The organism is Citrobacter sp. RHBSTW-00524 (assembly GCF_013747755.1).
GTDB classification, from domain to species: Bacteria; Pseudomonadota; Gammaproteobacteria; order Enterobacterales; family Enterobacteriaceae; genus Citrobacter; species Citrobacter braakii.
Map to the genome: position 1 here is coordinate 5095827 of NZ_CP056421.1, position 25803 is coordinate 5121629.

The window sequence follows — 25803 nt, forward strand, 5'->3', positions numbered from 1 at the left end:
GGTGACGTTTATGCAACGAGGAATAGTCTGGGTAGTTGATGACGATAGTTCCATCCGTTGGGTGCTTGAACGTGCGCTCGCAGGGGCAGGACTAAGCTGCACTACATTTGAGAGTGGTAAAGAGGTACTGGACGCGCTGGCCAGCAAAACGCCGGACGTACTGCTGTCGGATATCCGTATGCCGGGCATGGACGGCCTGACGCTGTTAAAACAGATCAAACAGCGGCATCCGATGCTTCCGGTCATCATAATGACCGCACACTCCGATCTGGATGCTGCCGTCAGCGCCTACCAGCAAGGGGCGTTTGATTATCTGCCCAAACCTTTTGATATTGATGAAGCCGTGGCGCTGGTCGAACGCGCCATCAGCCATTATCAGGAACAGCAGCAGCCGCGTAATATTCAAATCAACGGCCCAACAACCGACATCATCGGCGAAGCACCGGCAATGCAAGACGTCTTTCGCATTATTGGTCGCCTGTCCCGTTCTTCAATCAGCGTATTGATTAACGGAGAGTCCGGGACCGGTAAAGAGCTGGTCGCCCATGCGTTGCACCGTCATAGTCCGCGCGTCAAAGCACCGTTTATCGCGCTGAACATGGCTGCTATTCCGAAAGATTTGATCGAGTCTGAGCTGTTTGGCCATGAAAAAGGGGCGTTTACCGGGGCGAATACGATTCGTCAGGGGCGCTTTGAACAGGCAGACGGCGGCACGCTGTTCCTCGATGAAATTGGCGATATGCCGCTGGACGTGCAGACACGTTTATTGCGCGTATTAGCCGATGGACAGTTTTACCGCGTTGGCGGTTATGCGCCTGTGAAGGTGGACGTACGTATTATCGCCGCCACGCACCAGAACCTGGAACTGCGGGTGCAGGAAGGCAAATTCCGTGAGGACTTATTCCATCGCCTGAACGTCATCCGGGTACATCTGCCGCCACTGCGCGAACGTCGGGAAGATATCCCACGCCTGGCGCGTCATTTCCTGCAGGAGGCCGCCCGCGAACTGGGAGTAGAAGCCAAGCAATTACACACTGAAACAGAGGCGGCGCTCACCCGTCTGTCATGGCCGGGAAACGTGCGTCAGCTTGAGAATACCTGTCGCTGGTTAACCGTAATGGCCGCCGGACAGGAAGTACTCATTCAGGACTTACCGACCGAACTGTTTGAAACCACCGTGCCTGACGCACCGTCCCATATGCAGCCAGACAGCTGGGCAACCCTGTTGGCACAGTGGGCGGATCGGGCATTACGTTCCGGTCATCAAAACCTGCTTTCAGAGGCTCAACCGGAGATGGAGCGCACGCTGCTGACCACCGCGCTACGTCATACCCAGGGGCACAAACAGGAAGCCGCACGGCTGCTCGGTTGGGGCCGTAATACCTTGACGCGTAAGTTAAAAGAACTCGGAATGGAGTGACGATCGGTCACTGTGTAAAGATTGATAATTGAGCGCAAATTGCTGCTATTTTGCGCTTTACTGTTCCGATGAGTTAAGTATGATCGTGCCCGGCAAACGGGGGGAAGTCATCATGCTGGAATCAATGATAAATCTGCTATCGAGCGGTGCGGTTGAAAGCCATACGCCACAAACTGCGGTTGCCGCCGTGTTGTGTGCGGCGCTGGTTGGGCTGTTCAGCTAGCGGGTTTGTCGGGTGGCGCTTCGCTTACCCGACCTACGTATTGAGATTTCGTAGGCCCGGTAAGCGAAGCGCCACCGGGCAACCCGGCTAAATAACGCGCGAGAACTGCTGCAAACGCGCTTTCTGGCGCAGATATGCATCGAAGCACATGCAAATATTACGAATCAGCAGACGCCCCTTCGGCGTAACCTGAATCCCCTTCTCATCCACATCCACCAGCCCATCTTTCGCCAGCGGTGCCAGCAGTTTCAGGTCTTCGGCAAAATAGTCAGCGAAGTTCAGATCCCATTGTTGTTCCACGGCGGCATAGTCGAGGCGGAAATTGCAGATCAGGAGCTTAATAACATCCCGACGAATGCAGTCGTCGCGGGTCAGGGCAATTCCGCGCCACAGCGCATTCCCCTGCTCGTCTACCTGCTGGTAATAGTGCTTCAGCTCTTTCTGATTCTGCGCGTAGTTGTCGCCAATCATACTGATGGCCGATACGCCCATCCCCAGCAGATCGGTATCCCCCTGGGTGGTATAGCCCTGGAAATTGCGATGCAAAACGCCCTCGCGTTGAGCAATGGCCAGTTCGTCATCCGGGCGGGCAAAGTGATCCATGCCAATGAACTGATAGCCAGTTTCGGTCAGTGAAGAGATGGTCTCCTGCAGGATATCCAGCTTCTGCTGCGCGCTGGGCAGGTCGGCATCTTTAATCTTGCGCTGGGCAGCAAACAGCGTCGGCAGGTGCGCGTAGTTAAAGACGCTCAGACGGTCTGGATTCAGCTCAGCCACGCGTTTCAGGGTAAAGGCGAAGCTCTCTGGCGTCTGTTTTGGCAGGCCATAAATCAGATCGATATTCGTTGAGGTAAAGCCAATCTCCCGCGCATGATTCAGCAGCTTAAAGATAAACTCTTCATCCTGCTCACGGTTCACCAGGCGCTGAACTTCTTTGTTGAAGTCCTGCACTCCCATGCTCAAACGGTTAAAACCTTCAGCGCGTAAATGATCAAGGACATCCAGCTCGATTTCACGCGGATCCACTTCGATCGAGATTTCGGCATCGTCGTTAAAGTTGAAATTGCCACGCAGCAGTGACATCAAACGGCTGATTTGCGCTTTATTCAGATACGTTGGCGTGCCGCCGCCCCAGTGCAGCTGGCTGACATGGCGTCCGGCGAACAGCGGTGCGCGATGGATAATTTCTTGTTCCAGGGCATCGAGATATTGATCTGCTTTATGCTGCTGGCGAGTCACAATCTTGTTGCAGCCACAGAAGTAGCACAGTTTGTGGCAGAACGGGATGTGAACGTACAGCGAGAGCGGACGCTCAGGATAACGCGCCACGGCCTTTAGAAATGCTTCTGTGCCGTAGTCTTCAGAAAACTCCAGCGCGGTCGGGTACGAGGTATATCGTGGCCCGGAATAGTTATATTTCTGGATCAGGGCCAGGTCCCAGTCTATTAACTGCTCTGACATGCTCACTCCTTCCGATGGCGTCTCTGGCGGGTACGGCGTACCGGCTTAACCCCAGTGCGGGTGATAAGCCGGTTGCGCAGCCACTTCTGTCGCCGCGACAACCGCTGTAGTTTAACGAATAACCACACCAGATAACATATAACCGGAAGGGTTATAAGCAGGACGGGAAGACCCACGGTGTAAAACCGTTAGTTGCCGCCTTTCAGCAGACGCATCATGTCTTCCTGCTTTTCTTCCTCTTCCTCTTCTTCCTCGTCATCGTAAGAAAGACCCAGCTTTTGCATCAGCTCATCGATGCGGTCCAGCTTGGCATCAACCCAGGTCTGATCTTCCGCACTCAGGGTTTCTCCTGCTTCAAGACGCTCCAGCAGCGCATCCAGGCGCTCATCCGTTTCCAGTAAATCCAACTCAGCCTGTGGTGAAAGCATAGGTTTCTCACTCTTCGGTTTGTGCTGTTTGGTGACTTTTTCGGTCACGCCCAATGGAATGGGGTTTTTGCTGCCAATACGAGGATCTTTTTGCTTATTTTGGTTTCCGCCACCAGATGCGCCTTCGCTACCTGACGCACGGCTACCCGCCGCATGACCACGGTGTTTTTTCTGGCGCTTACGGTCGCGAGCTTCCTGATTAATTTCTTCGCGTGTTTTACGACGCGCTTTTGCAGGACCTTTACCGCGTGGTGTAGAAGTTGGTTTCATCATGATTCGTCTTTGGCTGTTTTATTCAGTATATAATTGCGCCGGAATCTAGCAGAAATAAAGAAAAAAGGCGACAGAGTAATCTGTCGCCTTTTTTCCTGACTCTCAACCCTTACGGGCTCTACAATCCCTGTTGGCTATCAACACACCCTGTTTTTCCCTTAGCCTGAAACATTCCGTGTTGTTTCCATTTCCTTTTACTAACGTCTCCAGACGTTTGTCTCCCTGACAATCCTGTGTCTTCGCCTCCTGGCGCTCCTGACCCTCATCCTGAGTCGACTATCCTGTCAGCTTCCTCGCTATGGGCGCTACTTTACCGCTTTGGTTTAAACGTACAAGTAACCTGGGTAACAATTTCGGACTTTAAGAATAGTGCCTTATCTTAACTATATGATTTATTTTAGTTACGTCATTTTTTACTCTGTCATCTCGTATAGAAACTATCGGCAATGTCTCACAAAGTGCGAGGTTTTTACTTACATAGCCTACGCGTCGAAAAACCAGCCTTTTGCTGGGGTTCAGGTATAATCGCTGCAAAGCCCTGATTGATGGAGAGGACTGCTTTGACTAACTTGAATTATCAACAGACGCACTTTGTGATGAGTGCGCCTGATATTCGCCACTTACCTTCCGATACCGGTATCGAAGTGGCTTTTGCTGGCCGTTCCAACGCAGGCAAATCCAGTGCGCTAAATACCCTGACGAATCAAAAGAGTCTGGCGCGTACATCTAAAACGCCGGGTCGTACTCAGCTCATCAACTTGTTTGAAGTCGTTGACGGCAAACGCCTGGTCGATTTGCCAGGATACGGTTATGCCGAAGTTCCGGAAGAGATGAAGCGCAAATGGCAGCGCGCGCTGGCTGAATATCTGGAAAAACGTCAGAGCCTGCAAGGTCTGGTGGTACTGATGGATATTCGTCACCCGCTAAAAGACCTCGACCAGCAGATGATCCTGTGGGCGGTTGAGAGCAACGTTCAGGTTCTGGTACTGCTGACTAAAGCAGACAAGCTGGCCAGCGGTGCGCGCAAAGCCCAGTTGAATATGGTACGTGAAGCCGTACTGGCATTTAACGGTGATGTACAGGTAGAAGCATTTTCATCACTGAAAAAACTGGGCGTGGACAAACTTCGGCAGAAGCTGGATAGCTGGTTTAGTGAACTGGCGCCGATTGAAGAGATGCAGGACGGGGAATAACCCACCGATATGCCGGATAGCGCCGCTGCGCGTCTTATCCGGCCTACAGCCTGTACGAAACTTTTCTTTCGCACAATAAAAAACGCCCCAGTCATTACTGACTGGGGCGGCTAAAATATTCAGCCAAATCCGATTACGTGAAGTAAAAGGTCTGAAAGATAGAACATCTTACCTCTGTACCCTACGTGAATAACTTTACTCTTTTTTGAGCAGCTCAGAAAGCACTTTTTGTAATTTTTTTTCATTCCTTACATAGGGAATTCTAATGGACATCACAAAAAGTTCTATCTTATGTTGCTTAGTTACGAAAAAGGGGCGTTATTCAGTAAACCCTTAGTGCGCCTGATCCCAGTTTTCGCCACTACCGACTTCCACCAGCAACGGCACATCAATCTGGGTCTCGTTTTCCATCAGTTGATGGATCTTTTTAGAGACGCTTTCGAGGTCATCTTTATGCACTTCAAACACCAGTTCATCGTGTACCTGCATGATCATGCGCACACGTGGTTGCTCGGTTTGCAGCCATCCGTCCACCGCAATCATGGCTCGTTTGATAATGTCTGCGGCAGTACCCTGCATCGGGGCGTTAATTGCCGCGCGCTCTGCACCAGCGCGACGAGCGCCATTACTGGATTTAATATCCGGTAAATAGAGACGACGCCCTTCCAGCGTTTCGACATAACCTTGCTCTTTTGCCTGTGCACGGGTGCGTTCCATATATTCCAGCACGCCAGGGTAGCGTTCGAAGTAGAGGTCCATGTACTTCTGTGCTTCTTTACGCGGAATATTCAACTGGCGCGCCAAACCAAAGGCACTCATCCCGTAGATCAAACCGAAGTTGATGGCTTTCGCGCTGCGGCGTTGTTCACCAGTCACGGAATCCAGCGGTAAGCCAAAGACTTCCGCCGCCGTTGCGCGGTGAATATCTTTCCCTTCGGCAAATGCGGTAAGCAGACCTTTATCACGCGAGAGATGCGCCATGATACGCAGCTCAATCTGTGAGTAGTCTGCGGAGACAATCACGTAGTCTTCTGGCGCAATAAACGCCTGACGAATACGACGACCTTCGTCATTACGTACCGGGATGTTCTGCAGGTTTGGATCCGTGGATGACAAGCGCCCGGTAGCGGTCACCGCCTGGTGATAGGAGGTGTGAACGCGCCCGGTTTTCTTGTTAATCATCAACGGAAGCTTATCCGTATAGGTCGACTTCAGTTTTGCTAAGCCGCGATATTCCAGGATCACTTTCGGCAATGGGTAATCGAGCGCGAGCTCTTCCAGTACCTCTTCCGACGTTGATGGCGCGCCGCCAGGGGTTTTCTTCAGCGGCTTAATACCCTGCTTTTCAAACAGGATAGTTTGCAGTTGCTTGGTGGAAGAGAGGTTAAACGCTTCTCCGGCGATCTCGTGCGCTTTTTGCTCCAGCTCGTTCAAACGCAGCGTCAGCTCTTCTGAATGTTTGTGCAGAACAGCCGGATCGATTTTTACACCGTTGCGCTCAACGCGAGACAAAACAGGAACCAGCGGCATATCGATATTTTCAAAGACGTTCAGCGGTCCTTTATGCTGCTGCAATTCTGGCCACATTTTGAGATGGAGCTGTAGCGTAACGTCGGCGTCTTCCGCAGCGTAACGTCCGGCTTCTTCCAGCGCTATCTGGTTAAAGGTCAGCTGGTTTTTGCCCTTTCCGGCGATCTCTTCAAAGGTGATGGTTTTATGTTTCAGCCAGCGGTCCGACAGGCTGTCCATATCGTGTCGGCCAGCGACGCTGTTAAGAATGTAGGATTCGAGCATGGTGTCATAGGTGATGCCACGCAGTTCAATGCCATAGTTCGCCAGGATACCGCGATCGTACTTCAGGTTTTGCCCGACTTTATGCGCGTTCTCATCTTCCAGCAGCGGCTTCAGCAATGCCAGCGCGCGGTCGCGAGCGATCTGATCGGGGGCGTCCAGGTAATCGTGGGCAACAGGAACATATGCAGCCACACCCGGTTCAATGGCAAAAGACAGGCCAACCAGATTCGCAGAGATGTTGTCCAGGCTGTCAGTTTCAGTATCGAAGGCAAAGACAGGCGCTTTTTTCAGCTTCGCAATCCACTCTTCCAGCGTCGCTTCATCCAGAATTGTCACATAGTTATCATACGAGAGAACCGTGGCCGGCCCCTCAGGCGTTTCATCGACAGCGATAGTTTCCTGTGGTTTTGCCGCCGGCTTCGTTCCTTTCGCCTGTAGCCATTTACCCGCTTCAACGTCAGTAACCCAACGCTTGAATTCATACTGTTTAAACAGGCCAAGTAGTTCATCCGCTGCCGGCTGACGTACTTCCAACTGCTCGCAGGTCAACTCCAGTTCAACATCCGTTTTGATGGTAGCTAATTGATAAGAGAGGTACGCTACCTCTTTATTCTGCTCAAGTTTGCCCGCCATAGTTTTCGCACCACGGAAAGTCAGCCCCGCGATTTTGTCTGATTCAGCATAGAGGGTATCCAGCCCCCCCAGCCCCTGCAGCAGAGCCTGCGCGGTTTTTTCACCTACGCCAGGAACGCCTGGGATGTTATCTGAGGAATCCCCCATCAGCGCCAGGAAATCGATGATCAGTTCTGGTGGAACACCATATTTATTCACCACTTCATCCGGGCCGAGGATCGTATTGGTCATGGTGTTGATCAGGGTGATATTCGGTGTCACCAACTGAGCCATATCTTTATCACCGGTACTAATCAACACCGGACGACCCGCCTTCTCTGCTTCCCGCGCCAGCGTACCGATCACATCGTCTGCTTCCACGCCCGAAACGGCCAGCAGTGGCAACCCCATCGCTTTTACCATCGCATGCAGAGGCTCAATCTGCGCACGCAGATCGTCCGGCATGGGTGGGCGGTGTGACTTGTAGTGTTCGAATAACTCATCACGGAAGGTTTTACCCTTAGCGTCGAATACCACCGCAGCATGGGTCGGCTGATATTGCAGAATCAAGCTACGCAGCATGTTGAGGACACCATACATCGCGCCAGTAGGTTCTCCTGCACTGTTAGTCAGCGGCGGGAACGCATGGTATGCGCGATACAGGTAAGAGGAGCCATCTACAAGGATAAGTGGGTTTTCTGGGATCTGAACCATAATGTCCGTGCCTGTTTATCAGATTATGGGTAAAGGATGCCACAGACAGGATGAAAACATGAGTTTTTCGCCGCATTTGTCGAAAAACTTTTGTAGATCTTCTGCTTTGCTCGCAAAGAAGACTGTGGATAACTTTGTGAATAAATAATTTTCAGCTCTTTAAATATAGCAATAAAATTAACACATCATTTTATTTATACATATATTTCAGACGCTTAAATAAATACGTAGCATTTTATTCCATTTATACAGCTTATATTCTGATGTGGATAGATATTCCCTTTTTTTCTATTCAGGGAAGATCCATCATTTGGTTCGTTTTCTGATAAAATCAGCCCCTTGCGCCTCTTTAGCGCACTATCTATGGCTAACCTTTTGAATAATTTAATTATGACGAGAATACTCGCTGCGATAACGCTGTTGCTGAGTATCGTATTGACCATATTGGTCACGATTTTTTGTTCTGTGCCGATCATCCTTGCCGGAGTTGTAAAACTCCTTTTGCCCGTTCCCGTTGTCTGGCGCAAGGTTTCTGTCTTCTGTAATTTCATGATGTACTGCTGGTGTGAAGGTCTGGCGCTACTGCTACACCTCAATCCGCGACTGAAGTGGGATGTCGAGGGACTGGAAGGTCTTAGCAAGAAAAACTGGTATCTGCTCATTTGTAACCATTACAGCTGGGCTGACATCGTTGTGCTTTGCGTTCTGTTCCGTAAGCACATCCCCATGAATAAATATTTCCTCAAGCAACAACTGGCCTGGGTGCCCTTTATTGGCCTGGCCTGCTGGGCGCTGGATATGCCGTTTATGAAACGCTATTCGCGAGGCTACCTGCTCCGTCATCCAGAACGGCGCGGTAAAGATGTCGAAACAACGCGTCGTTCCTGCGAGAAGTTTCGCGTACACCCGACAACTATTGTGAATTTTGTCGAAGGTTCACGTTTTACCAAAGAGAAATGTGAGCAAACCCGCTCTCCTTATCAAAACTTGCTCCCTCCAAAGGCGGCCGGTATTGCGATGGCATTGAACGTACTGGGGTCACAGTTCGATAAAATGTTGAACGTCACGTTGTGCTATCCGGAAAATAGCAGCCGACCGTTCTACGATATGCTGAGCGGTAAGCTAACGCGTATTGTCGTGCGGGTGAATCTCGAGCCAATTCATGAAGAGTTGCACGGTGATTACGTGAACGATAAGGGATTCAAGCGTCGGTTTCAGCTATGGCTTAATACGCTGTGGAGTGAGAAAGATGCGCAGCTGGACGCGATTAAAGCCTCAAATAAAAAAGCCGGTCAGCACAAGTGACCGGCTTTTGCTTTTACTTCTGACCAACCAGATACTTCACGGTATCCGCATACTGTTGTACAAAGATATCCATGCTGCTGGTATCCATGCCCTGCGGATTTACCTGATATTTGCCATTCACGAACATTGCCGGAACGCCCTGCAGCTGTAAATCAGCCGCCGCTTTTTCCTGCTGCGCCACGAGTGATTTCACCACGAAGCTGTTCCATGCCGCATCATAGTCTTCACCCTTAATACCCGCGTCGACAAACACTTTACGGATATCAGCTACAGACTGAACGGTCTGGGTTTTCTGAACACCTTCAAACAACGGAACGGTTACTTGATCTTCAACGCCCAGCGCCATAGCAACGGCCCAAGCTTGCGTCAGATCTTTGCCCAACGGCCCCAGAAACTCGACGTGGTACTTAGTCATCTTGGTGCCTTCCGGCAGTTTTTTCTTCACGTTATCAGATACGTGAAGAACTTCTTCAAACTGATAGCAGTGCGGGCAGTAGAAGGAGAAGAACTCCAACACTTGCGGTTCACCCGCAACAGGCTTTTCCAGAGTGATGTATTGTTTGCCATCCTGGAACTGCGCTGCAGATGCGCTAAAAGCTAAAACCATACCAGCCAGCGCCAGCCATAATTTTTTCATGTTCAAATTTCTCCGATTAATACATTGGCGTTAATTGTAAGGGGGGCTCTTGCAGAATTTTTGCCTGCTCAATAAAGGTCGCGGTCTGACGATGCCAGTAATCTTCCCCGGTTAACCACGGGAAGTTTTTTGGAAACGCAGGGTCAGCCCAACGTCGAATTAGCCAGGCAAGATAATAAACTAAACGCATAGCGCGTAAAGGTTCTATCAGTCCGATTTCAGAGGTGTCGAACTCACTAAACTCTTCATAAGCCTCGATAATGGTTTCAAGCTGCATGCGTTGTTCAGCTTTATCACCATTGAGGAGCATCCATAAATCCTGAACAGCCGGGCCATTGCGGGCATCATCTAAATCGACAAACATCGGACCATCGCGCCACAGAATATTACCGGCATGACAATCACCGTGCAGACGTAACGTGGTAAAACGTGCATGCCAGCGTTCGGTAACGACCGCGATAAGCGCATCCGTTGCCTTCAGAAAAGCCGCTTTTTGCCCTGATGGGATCAACTGTGCGTGTTCAAAAAGCTTACGCGGCTCAGTCAGGTATTCTTCAAGGCCAATCGTCGGGCGAAAGGCAAAAGTATGCTTGCATCCGGTCTGATGCATACGCCCCAGATAGCGCCCCACCGCCTCCATCTGATCGATATTGTCGGCCTCAAACTGCCGCCCGCCGACGCTGGGGAAGATCGCATAATGGAAACCCTGATGGCTTAACAGCGTTTGGCCGCTTAGTACCAGCGGTGCAGCTACCGGGACTTCATCGCTTACCAGTTCCAGAGCAAACTGGTGCTCTTCCTGGATCTGCTCGACAGACCAACGTTCAGGGCGATAAAACTTAACGACAAAGCGTCGACGGTCTTCGTCCTGGAATTGATAGACACGGTTTTCATAGCTGTTAAGCGGGGTAAGCCCGGAGTCCACCCGGATCCCCTGCTCAAACAGTGCATCCATGATGGTATCCGGGTGTAGCGTCTGGAAATTAAAAGCGTTGTCGTTCATCCCATCATCCGGAAAATACTACGAATGATTCAGGATATCATTTCGCAGCGCTTTCGGTGGTGGCGATTACAAGCTTTTACTCTTTAATTACGCCACGTGCGCGGAGTAGTGCGGTTTTAAAATCTTCTTCATAATCTTTCTGAATACCTGGGATGACGGCGTCTTTCGCCGAGTCACGCATTTTCAGGTGATAGATCAGAATGTCATCAGTTAAATCCGCCAGTTCGCCGTCAAAACCTGACTCTTGCGCCAGTTTCTGTAAAAATTGCATCAGGTTAAGATCGGGTTCCTTCTGCCAGGCCGGCTGGAGGAGTTCAATAACTTCATTCAGACGTTTACATTTCATGGTTGTGCTCCTTAGGCTCAATACAGATACGTTAGCAGGGTCAATCCCACATTAAAAGAGGCGATATCAGTGATTCTGGATAGTGCAATAACAGGGGTTGTGCTGGCAGGCGGTAAGGCCAGACGGATGGGCGGAACCGATAAAGGTCTGCTTGAGCTGGATGGTAAACCTCTTTGGCGGCATGTGGCCGATACCCTCGCTTTACAGGTCGAAACCGTGGTGGTTAATGCCAATCGCCACCGGGATATTTACCAACAAAGCGGCCTGAAAGTTATCCCTGATTCATTGGCCGATTTCCCTGGCCCACTGGCCGGGATGCTATCGGTATTCCTGCAGCAAGCGGGGGAGTGGTTTCTGTTCTGCCCGTGCGATATGCCCTATATTCCTCACGATCTGGTCAAACGTTTGAAGGAGCAGCGCAAAGCTGCACCGGTTGTCTGGGTGCATGATGGCGAAAGAGATCATCCGACCATTGCGCTAATGCACCGCACCATGCAACCCTTGCTACAGGATTATCTTCAGTCCGGTGAAAGACGCGTCATGGTCTTTATGCGCCAGGCTGGCGGTCATGCTGTCGATTTCAGCGATCATAAAGATGCGTTCGTGAACGTGAACACCCCTGAAGAACTTGCAAAATGGCAGGATAAATCATGATCCCATTACTCGCTATAGCAGCATGGAGCGGAACGGGAAAAACTACGCTGCTTAAAAAATTGATCCCGGAGCTACGTGCCAGAGGCATTCGTCCCGGATTGATTAAGCATACTCATCACAATATGGATGTTGATAAGCCCGGCAAAGATAGCTATGAGCTACGCAAAGCCGGTGCAGCACAAACCCTGGTCGCCAGCCAGCAGCGCTGGGCATTAATGGTAGAGACCCCTGAAGAGCCCGAACTGGATTTAGCGTACCTGGTAAGCAGGATGGATGATTCTACACTGGATATGGTGTTGGTTGAGGGCTTTAAGCATGAACCTGTTGCTAAGATCGTTCTTTTTCGCGACGGTTGCGGGCACAGTCCAGAGGACCTGGCGTTAGACAACTATGTTATCGCGGTTGCCAGTGATATTCCGCTTGCGGTGGATGTTCCATTGTTAGATATCAACGATATACAGCAAGTTGCCGATTTTGTTACGCAATGGATAAGAAGATAGCTGCTGTGTCGTGATACGCCTTTGTAGGCCGGATAAGGCGGGAGGCCACCTCCGGCAGTTTTCACTCCCTGCAGACGCAAAAAAGCCCATCCGGCAGGATGGGCTTCTTCACTTATTTGATGCCTGGCAGTTCCCTACTCTCGCATGGGGAGACCCCACACTACCATCGGCGCTACGGCGTTTCACTTCTGAGTTCGGCATGGGGTCAGGTGGGACCACCGCGCTACAGCCGCCAGACAAATTCTGTTTATCAACACACCTCTCAGGTCTGTCGATGTAATCTGTAATCAAGCTGAATTTCGATGTCTCTTTCGCCAAAACACCTTCGGCGTTGTAAGGTTAAGCCTCACGGTTCATTAGTATCGGTTAGCTCAACGTATCGCTACGCTTACACACCCGACCTATCAACGTCGTCGTCTTCAACGTTCCTTCAGGACCCTTAAAGGGTCAGGGAGAACTCATCTCGGGGCAAGTTTCGTGCTTAGATGCTTTCAGCACTTATCTCTTCCGCATTTAGCTACCGGGCAATGCCATTGGCATGACAACCCGAACACCAGTGATGCGTCCACTCCGGTCCTCTCGTACTAGGAGCAGCCCCCCTCAATTCTCCAGCGCCCACGGCAGATAGGGACCGAACTGTCTCACGACGTTCTAAACCCAGCTCGCGTACCACTTTAAATGGCGAACAGCCATACCCTTGGGACCTACTTCAGCCCCAGGATGTGATGAGCCGACATCGAGGTGCCAAACACCGCCGTCGATATGAACTCTTGGGCGGTATCAGCCTGTTATCCCCGGAGTACCTTTTATCCGTTGAGCGATGGCCCTTCCATTCAGAACCACCGGATCACTAAGACCTGCTTTCGCACCTGCTCGAGCCGTCACTCTCGCAGTCAAGCTAGCTTATGCCTTTGCACTAACCTCCTGATGTCCGACCAGGATTAGCTAACCTTCGTGCTCCTCCGTTACTCTTTAGGAGGAGACCGCCCCAGTCAAACTACCCACCAGACACTGTCCGCAACCCGGATCACGGGTCTACGTTAGAACACCAGCCATTAAAGGGTGGTATTTCAAGGTTGGCTCCATGCAGACTGGCGTCCACACTTCAAAGCCTCCCACCTATCCTACACATCAAGGACCAGTGTTCAGTGTCAAGCTATAGTAAAGGTTCACGGGGTCTTTCCGTCTTGCCGCGGGTACACTGCATCTTCACAGCGAGTTCAATTTCACTGAGTCTCGGGTGGAGACAGCCTGGCCATCATTACGCCATTCGTGCAGGTCGGAACTTACCCGACAAGGAATTTCGCTACCTTAGGACCGTTATAGTTACGGCCGCCGTTTACCGGGGCTTCGATCAAGAGCTTCTCCTTACGGATAACCCCATCAATTAACCTTCCGGCACCGGGCAGGCGTCACACCGTATACGTCCACTTTCGTGTTTGCACAGTGCTGTGTTTTTAATAAACAGTTGCAGCCAGCTGGTATCTTCGACTGATTTCAGCTCCATGAGTAAATCACTTCACCTACATATCAGCGTGCCTTCTCCCGAAGTTACGGCACCATTTTGCCTAGTTCCTTCACCCGAGTTCTCTCAAGCGCCTTGGTATTCTCTACCTGACCACCTGTGTCGGTTTGGGGTACGATTTCGTGTTACCTGATGCTTAGAGGCTTTTCCTGGAAGCAGGGCATTTGTTACTTCAGCACCGTAGTGCCTCGTCATCACACCTCAGCGTTAGCAAGACTCCGGATTTACCTGGAATCTCCGCCTACATGCTTAAACCGGGACAACCGTCGCCCGGCTAACATAGCCTTCTCCGTCCCCCCTTCGCAGTAACACCAAGTACAGGAATATTAACCTGTTTCCCATCGACTACGCCTTTCGGCCTCGCCTTAGGGGTCGACTCACCCTGCCCCGATTAACGTTGGACAGGAACCCTTGGTCTTCCGGCGTGCGGGTTTTTCACCCGCATTATCGTTACTTATGTCAGCATTCGCACTTCTGATACCTCCAGCATGCCTCACAGCACACCTTCAACGGCTTACAGAACGCTCCCCTACCCAACAACACATAGTGTCGCTGCCGCAGCTTCGGTGCATGGTTTAGCCCCGTTACATCTTCCGCGCAGGCCGACTCGACCAGTGAGCTATTACGCTTTCTTTAAATGATGGCTGCTTCTAAGCCAACATCCTGGCTGTCTGTGCCTTCCCACATCGTTTCCCACTTAACCATGACTTTGGGACCTTAGCTGGCGGTCTGGGTTGTTTCCCTCTTCACGACGGACGTTAGCACCCGCCGTGTGTCTCCCGTGATAACATTCTTCGGTATTCGCAGTTTGCATCGGGTTGGTAAGTCGGGATGACCCCCTAGCCGAAACAGTGCTCTACCCCCGAAGATGAGTTCACGAGGCGCTACCTAAATAGCTTTCGGGGAGAACCAGCTATCTCCCGGTTTGATTGGCCTTTCACCCCCAGCCACAAGTCATCCGCTAATTTTTCAACATTAGTCGGTTCGGTCCTCCAGTTAGTGTTACCCAACCTTCAACCTGCCCATGGCTAGATCACCGGGTTTCGGGTCTATACCCTGCAACTTAACGCCCAGTTAAGACTCGGTTTCCCTTCGGCTCCCCTATTCGGTTAACCTTGCTACAGAATATAAGTCGCTGACCCATTATACAAAAGGTACGCAGTCACCCCATAAAGAGGCTCCCACTGCTTGTACGTACACGGTTTCAGGTTCTTTTTCACTCCCCTCGCCGGGGTTCTTTTCGCCTTTCCCTCACGGTACTGGTTCACTATCGGTCAGTCAGGAGTATTTAGCCTTGGAGGATGGTCCCCCCATATTCAGACAGGATACCACGTGTCCCGCCCTACTCTTCGAGTTCACAACACATGCACTTTTGTGTACGGGACTATCACCCTGTACCGTCGGACTTTCCAGACCGTTCCACTACCACACATGCTGATTCAGACTCTGGGCTGCTCCCCGTTCGCTCGCCGCTACTGGGGGAATCTCGGTTGATTTCTTTTCCTCGGGGTACTTAGATGTTTCAGTTCCCCCGGTTCGCTTCATTACGCTATGTATTCACGTAATGATAGTGTGACGAATCACACTGGGTTTCCCCATTCGGAAATCGCCGGTTATAACGGTTCATATCACCTTACCGACGCTTATCGCAGATTAGCACGTCCTTCATCGCCTCTGACTGCCAGGGCATCCACCGTGTACGCTTAGTCGCTTAACCTCACAACCCGAAGATGTTTCGTAAAACACTTCAGTGTTGCGAAAATTTGAGAGACTCGGACACACCGCTTTTCATTTCTTGTTTACGGAGAAATGAAACAGTGTGTCGTTTCAATTTTCAGCTTGATCCAGATTTTTAAAGAGCAAAACTTCGCAGTGAACCTTTTCAGGTACACTCTGAAGTTTTCTTGTTTTTTTGCAGTAAAGGATGGTGGAGCTATGCGGGATCGAACCGCAGACCTCCTGCGTGCAAGGCAGGCGCTCTCCCAGCTGAGCTATAACCCCATCGTAAATGCTAATCTCTGTACCCTAATTCGTTTCCGGGCAAGGCGCGGTGGTGCGAAGCATACTGAAGTATGCGAGCATCGCCGTAACACAGCACGGAGGCGAATTTGGTAGGCCTGAGTGGACTTGAACCACCGACCTCACCCTTATCAGGGGTGCGCTCTAACCACCTGAGCTACAAGCCTGCAGAGATTTTCTTACTGCTAATTTTCATCAGACAATCTGTGTGAGCACTACAAAGGTCGGTTCTTTAAGGTAAGGAGGTGATCCAACCGCAGGTTCCCCTACGGTTACCTTGTTACGACTTCACCCCAGTCATGAATCACAAAGTGGTAAGCGCCCTCCCGAAGGTTAAGCTACCTACTTCTTTTGCAACCCACTCCCATGGTGTGACGGGCGGTGTGTACAAGGCCCGGGAACGTATTCACCGTGGCATTCTGATCCACGATTACTAGCGATTCCGACTTCATGGAGTCGAGTTGCAGACTCCAATCCGGACTACGACATACTTTATGAGGTCCGCTTGCTCTCGCGAGGTCGCTTCTCTTTGTATATGCCATTGTAGCACGTGTGTAGCCCTACTCGTAAGGGCCATGATGACTTGACGTCATCCCCACCTTCCTCCAGTTTATCACTGGCAGTCTCCTTTGAGTTCCCGGCCGGACCGCTGGCAACAAAGGATAAGGGTTGCGCTCGTTGCGGGACTTAACCCAACATTTCACAACACGAGCTGACGACAGCCATGCAGCACCTGTCTCAGAGTTCCCGAAGGCACCAAAGCATCTCTGCTAAGTTCTCTGGATGTCAAGAGTAGGTAAGGTTCTTCGCGTTGCATCGAATTAAACCACATGCTCCACCGCTTGTGCGGGCCCCCGTCAATTCATTTGAGTTTTAACCTTGCGGCCGTACTCCCCAGGCGGTCGACTTAACGCGTTAGCTCCGGAAGCCACGCCTCAAGGGCACAACCTCCAAGTCGACATCGTTTACGGCGTGGACTACCAGGGTATCTAATCCTGTTTGCTCCCCACGCTTTCGCACCTGAGCGTCAGTCTTTGTCCAGGGGGCCGCCTTCGCCACCGGTATTCCTCCAGATCTCTACGCATTTCACCGCTACACCTGGAATTCTACCCCCCTCTACAAGACTCTAGCCTGCCAGTTTCGGATGCAGTTCCCAGGTTGAGCCCGGGGATTTCACATCCGACTTGACAGACCGCCTGCGTGCGCTTTACGCCCAGTAATTCCGATTAACGCTTGCACCCTCCGTATTACCGCGGCTGCTGGCACGGAGTTAGCCGGTGCTTCTTCTGCGAGTAACGTCAATTGCTGCGGTTATTAACCACAACACCTTCCTCCTCGCTGAAAGTACTTTACAACCCGAAGGCCTTCTTCATACACGCGGCATGGCTGCATCAGGCTTGCGCCCATTGTGCAATATTCCCCACTGCTGCCTCCCGTAGGAGTCTGGACCGTGTCTCAGTTCCAGTGTGGCTGGTCATCCTCTCAGACCAGCTAGGGATCGTCGCCTAGGTGAGCCGTTACCCCACCTACTAGCTAATCCCATCTGGGCACATCCGATGGCAAGAGGCCCGAAGGTCCCCCTCTTTGGTCTTGCGACGTTATGCGGTATTAGCTACCGTTTCCAGTAGTTATCCCCCTCCATCGGGCAGTTTCCCAGACATTACTCACCCGTCCGCCACTCGTCACCCAAGGAGCAAGCTCCTCTGTGCTACCGTTCGACTTGCATGTGTTAGGCCTGCCGCCAGCGTTCAATCTGAGCCATGATCAAACTCTTCAATTTAAGTTTGATGCTCGTGAATTAAACTTCGTAATGAATTACGTGTTCACTCAGAGACTTGGTATTCATTTTTCGTCTTGCGACGTTAAGAATCCGTATCTTCGAGTGCCCACACAGATTGTCTGATAAATTGTTAAAGAGCAGTTGCGACGCGCTTTAGCGCTCTGTCGCGAGGTCCCGTATATTACGTTTTCCTCATTCAGAGTCAAGCATTTATTTTTGCTTTTCTCCGCTGACCCGGCGGCGTGTAATCCGTTGTTCCGTGTCAGTGGAGGCGCATTATAGGGAGTTATTTCAGGCTGACAAGGGGAAATTTAAAATAATCTTCCGAGTGCGTATTTTTTATTCTTTGTGCTTATTTTGACAACGTTTTGTGGGTTAATTGGGCGATTTCCCGCGCGAAATCCGCGACCTGTTCCCAATCGGTATACACCACTTCTTTATTGGTATCTGTTTCACCGCCTGACATCTTCATTATCAGTTGGATCATAACGCGGTCATACCAGCGATAGCGTGGATACAGCAAAGCGCCAGCAATAACCGCACTGCGATCAGGCCGCCACGGCGAACTCATCAGGAACTTACGCGCATAACTGTTAGTTTGCGGCGTGCGTTTCTCCGGTTTACGGGCAACCAGGTTTACGGAGTAGAAGGCACTCGGCATCGCGTTCAGCCGTGTGGCATGCTTTTTCACAAACTCCTGAAAAGCTGCATGGTAATGACCATAGCGAATCGAGGCGCCAATCACCACGCTGTCATAATTTTGCCAGTCAGGCTCCGCGGTACGATGCAAATTAACGACATCCGCCCAAACGCCCAGCTCTTTGAGTTCAGAAGCCAGATACTCGGCGATTTCACGCGTTTGTCCGTCCCGGGAAGAAAAAAGAATCAGTGTTTTCACGTGTTACTCCATTATTCACGCCAGAAAGTAGGGGTAAAGAGTACCAGCAGGGTAAAGACCTCCAGACGACCAAACAGCATATTGGCAATCAGGATCCACTTCGCCACGGGGTTCATACTGGCAAAGTTGTCGGCAACAACCCCCAGCCCTGGCCCCAGGTTATTCAGCGTCGCCACAACAGAGGCAAACGCGGAGAAGTCATCAACACCGGTCGCAATAATCGCCAGCATACTGATAATAAAGACCAGCGCATAGGCAGAGAAGAATCCCCAAACAGCTTCAAGGATTCGCTCCGGCAAAGCACGGTTACCCAGCTTGATACTGTAAACCGCATTCGGGTGGACCAGTCGTTTCAATTCGCGGTTACCCTGCTTAAACAGCAACAGGATTCGAATCACCTTCAAGCCACCGCCCGTCGACCCGGCACAGCCGCCAATAAAAGCAGAACATAGCAACAGCACCGGCAGGAACAGCGGCCAGCGGGCAATACTGTCCGTAGTAAATCCGGCGGTCGTCGCCATCGATACCACCTGAAAAAAAGCCTGGTTGATGGTCGTGAGTGCCGAACCGTAGGTATTGTGTATCCACAGCACCAGCGTACAGACAGCCACCAGCGTCAGCTGCACCCCAATGAACATGCGGAATTCTGGATCGCGCCAGTAGACCTTCAGGCTGCGACCGCTGAGTAAAGAGAAGTGCAGACCATAGTTACAACCGGAGATCAGCAAGAAGATAGCAATAATGGTGTTAATCGTGGGACTGTCGAAATACCCCACGCTGGCATCGTGTGTGGAAAAGCCGCCGATGGCTATCGTAGCAAAGCTGTGCCCAATAGCGTCAAACGCGGGCATCCCGGCAAACCATAGCGCCAGCGCACACGCCACCGTCAGTAATACATAGATAAGCCACAGCGTTTTCGCCGTTTCGGCAATGCGCGGACGCATTTTGTTATCTTTCAGCGGGCCCGGCATTTCTGCCCGGTAGAGCTGCATCCCACCGACGCCAAGAATAGGCAGAATAGCCACCGCCAGCACGATGATCCCCATCCCGCCGAACCATTGCAGCATCTGTCGATAAAAGAGGATAGCGTGTGGCAATGAATCCAGCCCCACCAGCGTTGTCGCCCCCGTGGTGGTTAATCCGGAGAAGGATTCAAAAAAAGCGTCGGTTATCGTGAGGTTAGGGCTTTCCGCAAAGATGAACGGTAGCGCACCCACGCTACCCAGCACGGTCCAGAACAAAACGACAATCAGAAACCCTTCGCGCGATTTCAGCTCGCCCTTCTCTTTACGGTTTGGCCACCACAGCATGGAGCCGATCGCCAGAGCAACGAAGAAAGTTTGGGTAAACGCACGCCCTGCCCCATCGCGGTAGATGAGCGCTACCAGTCCGGGGATAATCATTGTCCCCGAGAATAAGATGACCAGTAGTCCAACGATTCGGGTGATGGCGCGAAAATGCATCTCTGCCGCTTCCTTAGTTCTTTAAAATGAGGTGGGGATTATTCTTCAATCGCTAACAATTGCAATGAACCACGACTAAAATCCGCCAGCTTTGCCGAAAATTCATCCACTTTGGCATAAGGAAGCGCCACCCTGAGCCGAACAAAAGCCTGGTAATCACTGGCAACAACTTTACCGTCAAACTGCCCCAGCAAAGCTTCAATGCCTGCCAGCTGACCGTACTCACACTGCAAAGTATATTCGGTTAATGGCGTCTTGCGCTGCGTCGTTAACTGACGCAACGCCTGATTCACGCCGCCACCGTAGGCTTTCACTAGCCCACCCGTACCCAGAAGGATACCGCCGTAGTAGCGCACCACCACCGCGGTAATCTCACCGATGCCACTCCCCATCAGCTGCGCGAGCATCGGTTTGCCTGCCGTACCAGCCGGTTCGCCATCGTCTGAAAATCCCAGCTGCTGCGAGTCATTGGGCGCGCCCGCCACCCACGCCACACAATGGTGGCGGGCGTCCGGGTGTTCCATTTTGACTGACTCAACAAACGCTTTCGCCGCTTCTACGCCGTCCGTATGGGCGAGCAGCGTAATGAAGCGGCTTTTTTTGATCTCTTCAACGACGCAAACCGGCGCCGCAGGGATTAACCAACTGTCCATTACGCCAGTTTTAAATCCCGTGTCATGTTTTCGATATTGTTCTCGTGGACCACCACGTTATCTTCAATTCGAATACCGCCGAACGGTTTCAGGGCTTCAATTTTCTGCCAGTTGAAGTGTTTGCTGAACTGCCCTTCACGCCACGGCGCCAGCAGCGATTCAATGAAGTAGATGCCCGGTTCGATGGTCAGGACCATGCCCGGTTGCAGAACGCGGGTGCAACGCAGGTAAGGATACTTCGACGGCGCGGCCAGATGCGTACCGCTGTCATCTTGCATAAAGCCAGCGACATCGTGTACCTGCAGGCCCAGCGGGTGACCAATGCCATGCGGCATAAACGGCCCGGTAAGATCGTTTTCCACCATCGCCTCTTCACTCATATCGGTGATGATTTGATGCTTACGCAGCAGCTTCGCGATGCGCTGATGGAATTGAATGTGATAATCCACGTAGCTGGTGCCCGCTTTCATAGTGGCAATCAGCGCCAGTTGCTCGTCATTCACATCCTTCACCAGATGCGCATAGTCGTTGTCGCTTTTCGCCGACCACGTACGCGTCAGGTCTGCTGCGTAGCCGTTGTACTCCGCACCGGCGTCCAGCAGGAAACTGCGGATTTCAGACGGAGCCTGATGATCCAGCCTGGTGTAATGCAGAACCGAAGCATGTTCGTTAAGCGCCACGATGTTGCTGTACGGTACGTCGGTGTCGCGATGACCGGTAGCAGTCAGGTAAGCGAGGTTGATGTCAAACTCGCTCATCCCGGAACGGAACGCTTCTTCCGCGGCACGGTGTCCATTCACCGCCATTTTCTGTGCTTCGCGCATACAGGCCAGTTCGTAATCTGTTTTGTAAGCACGATAATAATGTAAGTAGTCGATAACCCCTTTCGGGTTGATATTGCTGGCCGCGATGTCCAGCTGCAGCGCGCGTTCCGGAACCGGACCAATGTAACCGATATTGCCGCGAGCAGCAGGCAGTTGGCTACCGATACCATCAGCTTTTGGCAGCGCGATGATCTCAATTTCTTCCGTCCAGAAGGAGGTCGGCAGCGGCTCAACGTTGTGCCAGTAATCGACCGGCAGGTAGAACCACAGTTTCGGCTTATTCACGCCATCCACCAGCAACCAGCAGTTAGGAACCTGCGTTACAGGCACCCAGGCTTTGAATTGCGGATTGACCTTAAACGGGTAGGGATGATCGTCGAGAAAGACGTTAACAAGTTCTCCTGAGTGAATAAGTAACGCATCCAGCTTGAAGCGCTCCAGCGCGTCGCGCGTCCGTTCTTGTAGGGTAACGATATGATTTTTATAGAGTGCGGCCAGTGATTCCATTTTCTATCCTTCTGTTTTTTTGACCTCAAGTGTCCGCATCTTAGCACATCGTTTTGTGAGTGCGTGATTTCTGCCGAGCGTGATCAAATCGTCATTTCTTTAATCATTCATTTGCATTTTATTAACATAAAACACACACTTCGATTCATCTGGTATGACCAGATCACCTTGCGGATTCAGGAGACTGACATGCTTTACAAAGGCGACACCCTGTACCTCGACTGGCTGGAAGATGGCATCGCCGAACTGGTGTTCGATGCCCCAGGTTCAGTCAATAAACTCGACACGGCCACCGTTGCCAGCCTGGGCCATGCGCTTGACGTGCTGGAAAAACAACCGAATTTAAAAGGGCTGCTGCTGCGTTCTAACAAAGCAGCCTTTATTGTTGGTGCCGACATCACCGAATTCCTTTCACTGTTCCTCGTGCCTGAAGAGCAACTGAGCCAGTGGCTGCATTTTGCCAACAGCGTCTTTAATCGCCTGGAAGATCTGCCTGTTCCGACTCTCTCAGCAGTTAACGGCTATGCGCTGGGCGGCGGCTGTGAGTGTGTCCTGGCGACCGATTATCGTCTGGCTACGCCGGACCTGCGCATCGGCCTGCCGGAAACCAAGCTGGGCATTATGCCAGGCTTTGGCGGCTCCGTGCGTATGCCACGTATGCTGGGTGCGGACAGCGCGCTGGAAATTATTGCTGCGGGTAAAGATGTGGGTGCTGAGCAGGCGCTAAAAATCGGTCTGGTCGATGGCGTAGTGAAGCAAGACAAACTGCTTGATGGCGCGATCGCGGTATTACGTCAGGCGATTAACGGCGACCTCGACTGGAAAGCCAAACGTCAGCCGAAGCTGGAGCCGTTGAAACTCAGCAAAATTGAAGCGGCAATGAGCTTTACCATCGCCAAAGGTATGGTGGCGCAGACGGCAGGTAAGCATTATCCCGCACCGATTACCGCGGTAAAAACCATTGAAGCAGCGGCCCGTTTTGGTCGTGAAGAAGCGCTGAATCTGGAAAATAAAAGCTTTGTTCCACTGGCGCACACCAATGAAGCCCGCGCACTGGTTGGAATTTTCCTTAACGATCAGTTCGTGAAAGCCAAAGCCAAAAAGCTCACCAAAAATGTTGAAGCGCCAAAGCAAGCGGCAGTGCTGGGCGCAGGCATTATGGGCGGCGGCATCGCTTACCAGTCGGCCTGGAAAGGCGTGCCGGTTGTCATGAAAGATATCAACGACAAATCATTAACGCTGGGCATGACCGAAGCGGCCAAGCTACTGAACAAACAGCTTGAGCGCGGCAAAATTGACGGTCTGAAAATGGCGGGCGTTATTTCCACCATTCATCCCACCCTCGACTATAGCGGTTTCGAACGCGTGGACGTGGTAGTTGAAGCGGTCGTAGAAAACCCAAAAGTGAAAAAAGCGGTACTGGCGGAAACCGAAGATCAGGTTCGCCCGGACACCGTACTGGCTTCGAATACTTCCACCATCCCAATCAACGAACTGGTCAGCGCGCTTAAGCGTCCGGAAAACTTCTGTGGGATGCACTTCTTTAACCCGGTGCACCGTATGCCGCTGGTTGAGATCATTCGCGGCGAGAAAAGCTCGGATGAAACCATCGCTAAGGTTGTCGCCTGGGCAAGCCAGATGGGCAAAACGCCGATTGTGGTTAATGACTGCCCTGGTTTCTTCGTTAACCGCGTGCTGTTCCCCTATTTTGCCGGTTTCAGTCAGCTACTGCGCGACGGGGCGGATTTCCGCAAAGTCGACAAAGTGATGGAAAAACAGTTTGGTTGGCCGATGGGCCCGGCTTATCTGCTGGACGTGGTAGGTATTGATACCGCGCACCACGCGCAGGCGGTGATGTCCGCAGGCTTCCCTCAGCGTATGCAGAAAGATTATCGCGATGCGATAGACGCCCTGTTTGATGCTAACCGTTTCGGGCAGAAAAACGGTCTCGGATTCTGGCGTTATAAAGAAGACAACAAGGGCAAGCCGAAGAAAGAAGAAGATGCCACCGTTGACGATCTGCTGGCAGAGGTCAGCCAGCCGAAACGCGACTTCAGCGATGAAGAGATTATCGCCCGCATGATGATCCCTATGGTCAACGAAGTAGTGCGTTGCCTGGAAGAAGGCATTATCGCCAGCCCGGCAGAAGCCGATATGGCGCTGGTATACGGTCTGGGCTTCCCTCCGTTCCATGGCGGTGCGTTCCGCTGGCTGGATACGCTCGGCAGCGCGAAGTATCTCGATATGGCTCAGCAGTATCAGCACCTTGGTCCGCTGTATGAAGTTCCGGTCGGTCTGCGTGATAAAGCGCGCCATAACGAACCGTATTATCCCCAGGTTGAGCCAGCCCGCCCGGTTGGCAGCCTGAAAACGGCTTAAGGAGTCACAATGGAACAGGTTGTAATTGTTGATGCGATCCGTACCCCGATGGGCCGTTCGAAAGGGGGCGCGTTTCGGAACGTGCGGGCAGAAGATCTCTCTGCACATTTAATGCGTAGCCTGCTGGCGCGTAATCCGGCGCTGGAGCCAACCGCGCTTGATGACATTTACTGGGGCTGTGTGCAACAAACGCTGGAGCAGGGTTTCAATATCGCCCGTAATGCCGCGCTGCTAGCGGAAGTTCCGCACTCCGTTCCGGCCGTCACGGTCAATCGCCTGTGCGGTTCGTCCATGCAGGCGCTGCACGATGCGGCACGCATGATCATGACTGGTGATGCTCAGGCGTGCCTGATTGGCGGCGTTGAGCATATGGGCCATGTGCCAATGAGCCACGGCGTTGATTTCCACCCGGGTATGAGCCGCAACGTGGCGAAAGCCGCAGGGATGATGGGCCTGACCGCGGAAATGCTCTCCCGCATGCACGGCATCAGCCGTGAAATGCAGGACGCTTTCGCCGCACGTTCACACGCTCGCGCCTGGGCTGCAACACAGTCTGGCGCTTTTAAAAACGAAATCATCCCGACCGGCGGTCATGATGCCGACGGCGTGCTGAAGCAGTTTAACTACGATGAGGTTATCCGTCCGGAAACGACCGTTGAAGCGCTCTCCACCCTGCGCCCGGCGTTCGATCCGGTGAACGGAACGGTGACTGCCGGTACCTCTTCTGCGCTCTCCGACGGCGCAGCGGCGATGCTGGTAATGAGCGAAAGCCGCGCCCGTCAACTGGGTCTGACGCCGCGTGCCCGTATTCGTTCGATGGCTGTTGTCGGCTGCGATCCGTCAATCATGGGTTACGGCCCGGTTCCGGCCTCAAAGCTGGCGCTGAAAAAAGCGGGGCTCTCCACCAGCGACATCGGCTTGTTTGAGATGAACGAAGCCTTTGCCGCTCAGATCCTGCCGTGTATTAAAGATCTGGGGCTGATGGAGCAGATCGATGAGAAGATCAACCTCAACGGCGGGGCGATCGCCTTGGGTCACCCGCTGGGCTGTTCTGGGGCGCGTATCAGCACCACCCTGCTCAACCTGATGGAACGCAAAGACGTGCAGTTTGGTCTGGCGACGATGTGTATCGGGTTAGGTCAGGGTATCGCAACGGTATTTGAGCGAGTTTAATCAAAGATAAATTCCCAAA

19 protein-coding genes, 2 tRNA genes, 3 rRNA genes and 1 pseudogene are annotated in these 25803 nt (G+C 52.1%); 8 read left to right on the plus strand and 17 right to left on the minus strand.

What is annotated here, in order from left to right; genetic code table 11:
* Positions 1 to 10 precede the first annotated feature (10 nt).
* Together glnG and HV229_RS24400 are read left to right on the plus strand one after the other, a co-directional pair.
* Positions 11 to 1420, plus strand: a complete 1410-nt coding sequence (gene glnG / locus HV229_RS24395) for a nitrogen regulation protein NR(I) (protein WP_047357802.1) — start codon at positions 11 to 13, stop codon at positions 1418 to 1420.
* A 112-nt stretch (positions 1421 to 1532) separates the two neighbouring features.
* Positions 1533 to 1643 carry a YshB family small membrane protein gene (locus HV229_RS24400; protein ID WP_003028631.1) on the plus strand — a complete coding sequence of 37 codons (111 nt, stop codon included), beginning with the start codon at positions 1533 to 1535 and terminating at the stop codon, positions 1641 to 1643.
* Between the two features lie 87 nt (positions 1644 to 1730).
* Here HV229_RS24400 and hemN read toward each other — a convergent pair whose 3' ends face one another.
* The 3 genes and pseudogenes from hemN to HV229_RS24415 form a co-directional block, all read right to left on the minus strand.
* Positions 1731 to 3104: an oxygen-independent coproporphyrinogen III oxidase gene (hemN, locus tag HV229_RS24405; RefSeq protein ID WP_049282322.1), complete on the minus strand. Its 1374-nt coding sequence runs from the start codon at positions 3102 to 3104 to the stop codon at positions 1731 to 1733.
* 188 nt (positions 3105 to 3292) lie between these two features.
* Entirely contained in the window at positions 3293 to 3802 is a 510-nt protein-coding gene (yihI, locus tag HV229_RS24410) for a Der GTPase-activating protein YihI (protein WP_019077947.1), read from the minus strand.
* A 105-nt stretch (positions 3803 to 3907) separates the two neighbouring features.
* Positions 3908 to 4156: pseudogene (locus HV229_RS24415) on the minus strand (hypothetical protein).
* A 209-nt stretch (positions 4157 to 4365) separates the two neighbouring features.
* Here HV229_RS24415 and yihA point away from each other — a divergent pair.
* Positions 4366 to 4998 carry a ribosome biogenesis GTP-binding protein YihA/YsxC gene (yihA, locus tag HV229_RS24420; RefSeq protein WP_005121851.1) on the plus strand — a complete coding sequence of 211 codons (633 nt, stop codon included), beginning with the start codon at positions 4366 to 4368 and terminating at the stop codon, positions 4996 to 4998.
* 333 nt (positions 4999 to 5331) lie between these two features.
* Here the strand turns inward: yihA and polA are convergent, their stop codons facing one another.
* Positions 5332 to 8118: a DNA polymerase I gene (gene polA / locus HV229_RS24425; protein ID WP_181546580.1), complete on the minus strand. Its 2787-nt coding sequence runs from the start codon at positions 8116 to 8118 to the stop codon at positions 5332 to 5334.
* Between the two features lie 215 nt (positions 8119 to 8333).
* Complete coding sequence (locus HV229_RS26410) at positions 8334 to 8669, minus strand: hypothetical protein (protein WP_249417805.1); 336 nt, start codon at positions 8667 to 8669, stop codon at positions 8334 to 8336.
* On the opposite strand from HV229_RS26410, the gene HV229_RS24430 reads away from it, so the two are divergent.
* Positions 8563 to 9423: an acyltransferase gene (locus HV229_RS24430; RefSeq protein WP_249417803.1), complete on the plus strand. Its 861-nt coding sequence runs from the start codon at positions 8563 to 8565 to the stop codon at positions 9421 to 9423. The two genes, HV229_RS26410 and HV229_RS24430, sit on opposite strands and share 107 nt — an antisense overlap.
* A gap of 13 nt (positions 9424 to 9436) precedes the next feature.
* Here HV229_RS24430 and dsbA read toward each other — a convergent pair whose 3' ends face one another.
* From dsbA to HV229_RS24445, 3 genes are all read right to left on the minus strand, one after another.
* Complete coding sequence (gene dsbA / locus HV229_RS24435; protein WP_016155156.1) at positions 9437 to 10060, minus strand: thiol:disulfide interchange protein DsbA; 624 nt, start codon at positions 10058 to 10060, stop codon at positions 9437 to 9439.
* A 16-nt stretch (positions 10061 to 10076) separates the two neighbouring features.
* Positions 10077 to 11063, minus strand: a complete 987-nt coding sequence (locus tag HV229_RS24440; RefSeq protein ID WP_181546584.1) for a serine/threonine protein kinase — start codon at positions 11061 to 11063, stop codon at positions 10077 to 10079.
* A gap of 76 nt (positions 11064 to 11139) precedes the next feature.
* Positions 11140 to 11409 carry a YihD family protein gene (locus HV229_RS24445; RefSeq protein ID WP_003028616.1) on the minus strand — a complete coding sequence of 90 codons (270 nt, stop codon included), beginning with the start codon at positions 11407 to 11409 and terminating at the stop codon, positions 11140 to 11142.
* Positions 11410 to 11478: 69 nt separating this feature from the next.
* On the opposite strand from HV229_RS24445, the gene mobA reads away from it, so the two are divergent.
* Both mobA and mobB read left to right on the plus strand, forming a co-directional pair.
* Positions 11479 to 12063 (plus strand): molybdenum cofactor guanylyltransferase MobA, encoded by a 585-nt coding sequence (gene mobA, locus HV229_RS24450; RefSeq protein WP_016157861.1) that lies wholly within the window; start codon positions 11479 to 11481, stop codon positions 12061 to 12063.
* Positions 12060 to 12563: a molybdopterin-guanine dinucleotide biosynthesis protein MobB gene (gene mobB, locus HV229_RS24455; RefSeq protein WP_181546586.1), complete on the plus strand. Its 504-nt coding sequence runs from the start codon at positions 12060 to 12062 to the stop codon at positions 12561 to 12563. The genes mobA and mobB overlap by 4 nt, the downstream gene beginning before the upstream one ends.
* Before the next feature lie 121 nt (positions 12564 to 12684).
* Here mobB and rrf read toward each other — a convergent pair.
* From rrf to pepQ, 9 genes are all read right to left on the minus strand, one after another.
* Positions 12685 to 12800 (minus strand): 5S ribosomal RNA (gene rrf, locus HV229_RS24460).
* 98 nt (positions 12801 to 12898) lie between these two features.
* Positions 12899 to 15805, minus strand: a 23S ribosomal RNA gene (locus tag HV229_RS24465).
* Positions 15806 to 16013: 208 nt separating this feature from the next.
* Positions 16014 to 16089: transfer RNA gene (locus tag HV229_RS24470), tRNA-Ala, on the minus strand.
* 108 nt (positions 16090 to 16197) lie between these two features.
* A tRNA-Ile gene (locus HV229_RS24475) sits at positions 16198 to 16274 on the minus strand.
* Between the two features lie 71 nt (positions 16275 to 16345).
* Positions 16346 to 17887 (minus strand): 16S ribosomal RNA (locus HV229_RS24480).
* The 16S, 23S and 5S rRNA genes sit together here with 2 tRNA genes alongside, the layout of an rRNA operon.
* Positions 17888 to 18239: 352 nt before the next feature.
* Complete coding sequence (gene hemG, locus HV229_RS24485; RefSeq protein WP_016155152.1) at positions 18240 to 18785, minus strand: menaquinone-dependent protoporphyrinogen IX dehydrogenase; 546 nt, start codon at positions 18783 to 18785, stop codon at positions 18240 to 18242.
* Positions 18786 to 18796: 11 nt separating this feature from the next.
* Positions 18797 to 20248 carry a Trk system potassium transporter TrkH gene (trkH, locus tag HV229_RS24490; protein WP_003017848.1) on the minus strand — a complete coding sequence of 484 codons (1452 nt, stop codon included), beginning with the start codon at positions 20246 to 20248 and terminating at the stop codon, positions 18797 to 18799.
* Between the two features lie 38 nt (positions 20249 to 20286).
* Positions 20287 to 20901, minus strand: a complete 615-nt coding sequence (locus HV229_RS24495; protein WP_115191171.1) for an IMPACT family protein — start codon at positions 20899 to 20901, stop codon at positions 20287 to 20289.
* Complete coding sequence (pepQ, locus tag HV229_RS24500; RefSeq protein WP_016155150.1) at positions 20901 to 22232, minus strand: Xaa-Pro dipeptidase; 1332 nt, start codon at positions 22230 to 22232, stop codon at positions 20901 to 20903. Before pepQ ends, HV229_RS24495 begins: the two co-directional genes overlap by 1 nt.
* Before the next feature lie 189 nt (positions 22233 to 22421).
* Here pepQ and fadB point away from each other — a divergent pair, with 189 nt between their 5' ends.
* Both fadB and fadA read left to right on the plus strand, forming a co-directional pair.
* A complete protein-coding gene (fadB, locus tag HV229_RS24505; protein WP_181546588.1) occupies positions 22422 to 24611 on the plus strand; it encodes a fatty acid oxidation complex subunit alpha FadB in 2190 nt (729 codons plus the stop codon).
* Between the two features lie 9 nt (positions 24612 to 24620).
* A complete protein-coding gene (gene fadA / locus HV229_RS24510; RefSeq protein WP_016155148.1) occupies positions 24621 to 25784 on the plus strand; it encodes an acetyl-CoA C-acyltransferase FadA in 1164 nt (387 codons plus the stop codon).
* The last annotated feature ends 19 nt before the right edge of the window (positions 25785 to 25803 follow it).